The 4,534-nt window shown below is 64.1% G+C and carries 4 protein-coding genes and 1 pseudogene; 2 read left to right on the top strand and 3 right to left on the bottom strand.

The annotated features are described in order from the left end of the window. The 3 genes and pseudogenes from ACRC1E_RS02025 to ACRC1E_RS02015 form a co-directional block, all read right to left on the bottom strand. A pseudogene (locus ACRC1E_RS02025) lies at nucleotides 1-295 on the bottom strand (hypothetical protein); the annotation flags it as partial. Next, complete coding sequence (locus tag ACRC1E_RS02020) at nucleotides 292-1,146, bottom strand: SDR family NAD(P)-dependent oxidoreductase (protein WP_438513437.1); 855 nt, start codon at nucleotides 1,144-1,146, stop codon at nucleotides 292-294. The pseudogene ACRC1E_RS02025 and the gene ACRC1E_RS02020, both read right to left, overlap by 4 nt. Continuing rightward, nucleotides 1,143-2,576: a coniferyl aldehyde dehydrogenase gene (locus ACRC1E_RS02015; protein WP_438513436.1), complete on the bottom strand. Its 1,434-nt coding sequence runs from the start codon at nucleotides 2,574-2,576 to the stop codon at nucleotides 1,143-1,145. Before ACRC1E_RS02015 ends, ACRC1E_RS02020 begins: the two co-directional genes overlap by 4 nt. 260 nt (nucleotides 2,577-2,836) lie before the next feature. Here ACRC1E_RS02015 and ACRC1E_RS02010 point away from each other — a divergent pair, with 260 nt between their 5' ends. Together ACRC1E_RS02010 and ACRC1E_RS02005 are read left to right on the top strand one after the other, a co-directional pair. Further along, nucleotides 2,837-3,655, top strand: a complete 819-nt coding sequence (locus ACRC1E_RS02010) for an SDR family NAD(P)-dependent oxidoreductase (protein ID WP_438513435.1) — start codon at nucleotides 2,837-2,839, stop codon at nucleotides 3,653-3,655. Between the two features lie 10 nt (nucleotides 3,656-3,665). After that, a complete protein-coding gene (locus ACRC1E_RS02005) occupies nucleotides 3,666-4,442 on the top strand; it encodes an SDR family NAD(P)-dependent oxidoreductase (protein WP_438513434.1) in 777 nt (258 codons plus the stop codon). Nucleotides 4,443-4,534 lie beyond the last annotated feature (92 nt).

Below are 4,534 nucleotides of genomic sequence, written 5' to 3'. Positions count from 1 at the left end.
CGACGTAGCTGACGCGATCGGTACTGATCGCCCACATAAAGCCCGGCACGGCGGCTTGCAGGTTGAAGTTGTTGAATACGCCGGCCTCGACCTGCGGCATGGTAGCGAGATTGACATTGAAAGTGCCGCGCTTGACCGGATACGGAATGGCGTCGCTCTGGCTGGGGTCCATGTGGGTGACACCATAGACCGGGGCCGACAGATAGGGGTTGACCGGAGGGCGCGGGCTTGGCGCGGCCATTGCCGGTAGTGCCACGCTGACAGCCAGTGCCAGCAGGGTCGGGGATGTGTTCATGATGGGTCCTTTGTCGGTATGCGTAGCGTGTCGCCGTGCAGGGCAAATTCCGCCACTTGCACGGTGCATTTTTGCCATGATCGGGTGTCGGCGCTGCTGGCCAGCCAGTGGATGACGGCGGCGGGCAGTTCGGGTGTATTGGCGCCCAGGCGCCGCGCCAGCTCGCCATCGTCGCCTAAGGTCGCTTTCAGTGTTTCGGTGGCCACCACGCCGGGGTTGACGGTGTAGGCGCGGATGCCGGCGTCGCCAAGCTCGGTGGCGATCACGCCGGCCATGCGCGAAAACGCCGCCTTGCCGGCGCCATAGGCCACACCCCAGCCGCCCTGGCTGGCAGGTAGCGGCGGATCGGTTTCGCCGGCGCCGGAGCTGATATTGACGATGGCGCCGCTGCCTTGCTCCAGCATCACCTTGAGCGCGCGCCGTGTCAGCTGGTGCGGGGCTGCCACATAGGCCTGCAGCACGCGCGCCCACTCTGCGCCATCCAGTTCCATAAAAGGTGCATTGAGCATGCTGCTCTGGTAGACGGCATTGTTGACCAGCGCATCGATGCGGCCAAAGCGCGCCAGCACACTATCCAGCGCCGCATCGACCGACACCTGGTCCAAGAGGTCCATCGTGATGGCCAGCGCCTCGCTGTCCCAGCGCTGCAATTCGGCAAGCGTGCTCGCCAGACTGCCGGGCAGGGGCTGGCCGTCGCGGGTCGGGACCTGATAGACGTGCTGTTGGCCTTCGGTCCGGGTGCGGGCGGTGATGGCGACATGCCAGCCTTCGCGCGCGAACTTGAGCGCGGTGGCCTTGCCGATACCGCGGCTGGCGCCGGTGACCAGCACCACGGGCTTGTCCGTATTCATGCGCCTACCCATTTGCGGATAGTGGCCATAAATTTGTCGTTATAGGGCGGCAATACGCCCATGGCCTTTCTCGGGTCATACCAGCCGGCACGATAGACGCTGCGCAAATGCGAAAACTGCTGGAAACCCTCGCGGCCGTGGTAACTGCCCATGCCCGAGGCGCCGACCCCGCCGAACGGGGCGTCCTGCAGTGCGGCGTGCATCATCACCTCGTTGATGGCGACGCCGCCCGACAGCGTATGGTCGAGAATATAGCGCTCCTCGGTGGCATCCTTGCCGAAGTAATACAGCGCCAGCGGGTGGGCACCGGCGTTGATCGAGGCCACCACCGATTCGACATCGCGGTAGCTGCGCACGATCAGCGCCGGCCCGAAAATTTCTTCCTGCGAAATACGCAAGCTGGCCGCCGGATTGACGACGATGGCCATCGGCAGGCGGCGGCTGCCGTCGTTTGGCAACTCGCCTGCGGTTTCTATGCGGCTGCCGGCTTCGCGTGCCTCGTCGACATAGGCTTTAACGCGCTGGTAGTGGCGCTCGTTGACGACGGCGGTGACATCGGGGTTGTGGCTGATTTTTGGAAACTGGGCGATAAATTCGGCCTTGAGCGCGGCTACCAGGCTATCGAGCCGGCTTTCATGCACATACAGGGTGTCGGGCGACACGCAGATCTGGCCCGAATTATTGCCCTTGCCCAGTGCGATATGGCGTGCGGCGCGTTCAAGATCGGCACTCTTGCCGATAATCACCGGTGATTTGCCGCCCAGCTCCAGCGTCACCGGCGTGAGGTTGGCGCTGGCGTTCTGCATCACTTTCTTGCCGATGGCGGTCGAGCCGGTAAACACCAGATGATCAAGCGGCAGGCGGGTGATGGCATCGGCCACTTCCGGGCCGCCTTCGATCACGGTAATTTCTTCGGGCTTGAAAAATTCGGCGATGCCCACGGCCAGCGCGTGTGCGGTGGCCGGCACGATTTCCGACGGTTTGAGAATGGCGCGGTTACCGGCGGCCAGCACATAGGCCAGCGGGCTGATCAGGGTGAACACCGGCGCGTTCCAGGTGCCGATGATGCCGACCACGCCCTTGGGCTGATAGCGCAGCTCGGTTTTCTGGCCGAATAGCGAGAACGGAATCAAGCCAGCGCGGCGCTGGGTTTTCATCCATTTGCCGGCCATCTTGTGGCAGTGCTTGACCGAAGCCAGCGGTGCCAGCACATCGTTCATCAATGAAAAGCCCGGGTGACGGCCGCCGAAATCGGCGTCCTGTGCCTTGGCCAGGGCTTCGGCGTGCTTTTTCAGCATCGCCTCCAGCCGCGCGAGCCGGTCCTGGCGCACGGCTGCCGATACATGGCCTTCGGCGATAAAGGCCTGACGTTGGCAATCGAGCATTTCGGCTATGACGGGGTTGGCCAGCTGGCCGACATGTGCGTTCATCTGTCTCTTCCTCTTGTTGTGCTGGCATCACGCTAAGGCGCGGCGGCACTTCGCTCATCGTCTGATCGGACGAGTCATGTTTTGGGCCAGCGTAAGGCCTGCCGGCCAGTCTTTCAAACGTCATTTTCCGGCTGGCGGTGCAGCGTTGCATTGCTGCCATGCAGCAGTTGCCTCTAGTCTTGGCGGACGATGCCCTCCCGCCTGTGCCGGCTGACCATGGCGCCATACCGGACAAGGTGTCCGTCTTCAGGAGAAGAGCGATGCGGTTTGCAGGCAAGGTAGCGCTGGTTACCGGCGCAGGGCAGGGCATGGGGCGCGCGATTGCGCGGCAACTGGCAAGCGAAGGCGCGGCCGTGGTCGCAGTCGATATCAATCTGGCCGCTGCCGAGGAAGCCGTCGCCGGACTGGAAAACAGCATCGCGCGCAGCGTCAATATCGCCGATAGCAGCGCGGTTGCGGCCCTGTTTGCCGAGGTGGACAGCCGCTATGGCCGCTTCGATGTGCTGGTCAACAATGCCGGCATCGGCAGCAGCAAGAATGACGGCTTCGACAAGCTGATGACCCGCCTTGCCTTGCGCGGCGAGCAGCAGGCCAAGGGTGAAGCGGTTACCGTCTACCCCGACCTGATCATCGACATGGAAGACGAAGGCTGGCAGGGCGTGATGAACGTCAACCTCAACGGCAGCTTCTACTGCACGCGCGAAGCGGTGCGCCTGATGGTCAGGCACGGCATCAAGGGCAGCATCGTCAATATCTCGTCGACGGCGGCCTTGTCCGGCGAAGGCGGCCTGCACTATGTGGCCTCCAAGGCCGCGCTGCACGGCATGACCCGGGCGCTGGCCCGCGAACTGGGGCCGCGCGGCATCCGCGTCAATAACGTAGTGCCGGGCCCGACCAACACCCCGATGATGCAGTCCGTGGGCGAGGCGTGGATCAACAGCATGATCGCCGCCATTCCGCTGGGGCGCATGGCCGAGCCGGAAGATATTGCCCGCACTGTCGCCTTTGTCGCCTCCGATGACGCGGCGATGGTCACCGGAAGCGACATCGTCGCCAACGGCGGCAGCTACTTCAAATAAGGAGGCGATCATGGGCAACAGACTGCAAAACAAGGTGGCGTTTATCAGCGGCGGCGGCTCCGGCATCGGCGCGGCGACCGCGCTGCGCTTTGCCGCCGAGGGCGCCGAGGTGTTTATCTGCGGCCGGCGCGAAGAACCGCTGGCGGCGGTGGTGGAAGCGATACGCGCGCAGGGCGGCAAGGCCGGCTATGTGGTGGCCGATGTCAGCGACGAAGCGGCTTTTAGCGGCGCGATCCGCGAGGCGGCACGGCGCGGCGGCCGGCTCGATATTCTGGTCAACAATGCGATGGCCTACTCGTGGGGCAGTATCGCCGACACCGATACCGAGGCCTGGCGCAGCAATTTTTCCACCACGGTAGACGGCACGTTCTGGGGCACGCGCACCGCGCTGCAGATTTTTGCCGGGCAAGGCAGCGGCGGCGCCATCGTCAACCTCGCGTCCATCTGCGGCCTGTTCGGCACCGCGTGGATGGCCGGCTATTCGGCTGCCAAGGCAGCAGTGATCAACTTTACCCGCGCCACCGCCAGCGAAGGGGCGGCAGCGGGGATACGTGCCAATGTGGTGATTCCGGGCGTAGTGGAAACACCGGCTACCGCCGGCATGCTGTCCGACGGCAAGACCCGCGCCGGCACCGAGAAACTGATCCCGATGCGCCGCGTCGGCAAGCCGGAGGAGCTGGCCAACGCCATCCTGTTCCTCGCGTCGGACGAAGCCAGCTACATCACCGGTGCCTGTTTGTCGGTAGATGGCGGGCGGGCTGCCGACCTGATCACCGCACTGGAGTAAGCCCATGCCCAGAGAAACGCTGGATGAACGGCTAGACCGGCTGGAGTCCATCGAGGACATCCGCCAGCTGGCCGGCAAATATTCGCTGTCGC

It is taken from the genome of Craterilacuibacter sp., assembly GCF_051659485.1.
GTDB lineage: Bacteria > Pseudomonadota > Gammaproteobacteria > Burkholderiales > Chromobacteriaceae > Craterilacuibacter.
The sequence above is the reverse complement of the archived record's forward strand: the minus strand, read 5'-3'. Positions and strand labels throughout refer to the sequence as shown.